The sequence below is a fragment of the Mesorhizobium sp. WSM4837 genome, from assembly GCF_055811435.1.
On record NZ_JBVVQE010000177.1, the window covers coordinates 1 to 2,069 of the forward strand.

Genomic DNA, 2,069 nt, shown 5'->3' on the forward strand with positions numbered 1-2,069 from the left:
CACACGACATCGAACCCGAATGTCGTTGCCCAGCACGCCGTGCTGCACCACCTCCGTGAGGGAGATGGCGCCTTTGAAGCCCGGCTCAAGGGTCAATTGACGGCGGCGCGGCAATTTGGGCTTACCGCCCTGTCCGAGCTGCAGCGCGTGCCGATGCCTGAAGCACAGGGCGGGTTCTATTTCTATCTCGATCTGTCCGGTCTGTTGCGGCCGACGCTCGCCAATGATGACGCCAGGACAGCCGACGACATCGTGGCCGCGCTGCTCACGCAGGCCGGCGTGGCCGGCGTGTCAGGCAATGCCTTCGGCGATCCCATGGGCCTCAGGCTCTCCTATGGCATTCCGCCGGAGCAACTCGAGGTGGGCCTCGAGCGTGTGGTCGGCGTCCTTAACGCCTGGAACTGAAAGAATCGTCGCAGCAACCAACATAGAAGGGCTTAGACCCATGACTGAAATTGCTCCGAGAAAGGCGGTGATTCTTGCCGCCGGGTTTGGCTCACGCCTGCGTCCGCTCACCGATCTGCGGCCGAAGCCGCTGGTCGAAGTCAATGGCACGCCGATCCTTCACAACGCCTTGCAGAACCTCGAGGCAGTCGGCGTGCGGGAGGTGACGATCGTCGTCGGCTATCGCAAAGACGCGATCCAATATTCCTGCGGCCGACGCTTCGGTGATCTCGGCATCGACTATGTCGAGTCCGACGTCTTCGACCGGACGGGTAGCGCATACTCGCTGTGGCTGGCGCGCGACGCGCTTTTGACCGGGGACACCTATCTGCTCGAAGGTGACGTGTTTTTCGAGCCGGATGCGCTTCGCTGCCTGACGCTGGGCGACGCGGACAATGTCGCGGCCGTCGCGCCGTTCAGCCCGGCGATGGAAGGTTCCGCCGTCGTCCTGACGAACAACGGCTACATCGCCGAAGTGCGGATGAAGCAGACGGCAGCAAATCTCAATGATGGTTCGCCGCCTCTCTTCAAAACGATGAACCTGATCCGCTTTTCCGGAGAAGATCTGCGTCGGGCGATCGTTCCGTATCTCAATGACACCATCAACGCCGGGGCCGTCAAATCCTACACCGAAGAGCTTCTGTCGAACCTCGTGCGCGAGAAAGGGTTGCAGATCGCTGCCGCCCGGTGTGACGACCTCAAATGGTACGAGATCGACAACGAGGCGGACCTCCGTTTCGCCGAAGCCATGTTTATGACGGCACGTGAAGTCGTCTGCTGAAGACCAAGCCTGGGAGAGTGGAAGATGCTTCGCTACCTCGTCGACCCCGCCAATGCCATCACCACGGCCGGGCTGCTGTGCTCCTCGATTGCTCTCTATTTCGCGTTGGCGGGGCGCATCGAGCTGGCGGTCGGCGCTGCCTTGTGGGCCGTCCTCGCGGATCACCTGGACGGGGTAGTCGCTAGGAGAACCCGAAACCGCTCGCCGGACATGGCGAAAATGGGCAAGAGCCTCGACGGTTTCGGCGACATCATCTATGGTGCCATCCTTCCCGCGACCGTCGTCGTGCAGCTGAATGGCGCGTCCCTCGTCTCCTTCTTCGTCGCCACGGCGCTGTTGCTCGCCGGCGCCATTCGCCTGAGCTATTTCGCGAACTTCGGAAAGTCAGATGACGGCCGGTTTTTCGGTGTGCCGCTCTCCTACGACATTCCCTTGATGGCAGCATTGGTCCTCGTCCAGCCCTTCATGCCCGCGGCGACGTTCCTGGCGGCCGTAAACATCGTGTTCGCTCTTTTGAGCGTTGCCCATGTGGCGTCGGTTCGCGTGCCATCACCGAACTGGGCGATGTATCTGGCGATCACGCTCTTCGCCGTGACCGCGTCGATGATCCTCGTTTGGCGAGGGACGGTTTAATACCCGCATTCGCCCCTCTCCTCCAACGCGTCGATCTTGATTCCGCCCGAGCTCAAGTCGCCCGGGTGGATCTACCGGGTGGCGCGGGCTGGCTCCGCGCGCGCTGCTTCCACCCTCAAAAAGCGGTTCCGTTGGGCGTTGGTGCATGGGTCCGGACTTGAGCGGATGTCGATCTTTGAAGCGGCAGACTATGCCGTGGCCGCCTTGCGGC

Annotated in this window: 3 protein-coding genes; all 3 read left to right on the forward strand. The window is 62.0% G+C overall.

All coding sequences use genetic code 11. From position 1 onward, the window contains the following. On the forward strand, positions 1 to 405 hold a 405-nt coding region (locus AC0L3D_RS36475; RefSeq protein ID WP_473647510.1), incomplete at its 5' end, for an aminotransferase class I/II-fold pyridoxal phosphate-dependent enzyme. Between the two features lie 40 nt (positions 406 to 445). Then, the gene (locus AC0L3D_RS36480) at positions 446 to 1,225 is read left to right on the forward strand and encodes a phosphocholine cytidylyltransferase family protein (RefSeq protein WP_473647511.1); all 780 of its coding nucleotides are present in this window, start codon (positions 446 to 448) and stop codon (positions 1,223 to 1,225) included. A 24-nt stretch (positions 1,226 to 1,249) separates the two neighbouring features. Further along, the gene (locus tag AC0L3D_RS36485; RefSeq protein ID WP_473647512.1) at positions 1,250 to 1,858 is read left to right on the forward strand and encodes a CDP-alcohol phosphatidyltransferase family protein; all 609 of its coding nucleotides are present in this window, start codon (positions 1,250 to 1,252) and stop codon (positions 1,856 to 1,858) included. Positions 1,859 to 2,069 lie beyond the last annotated feature (211 nt).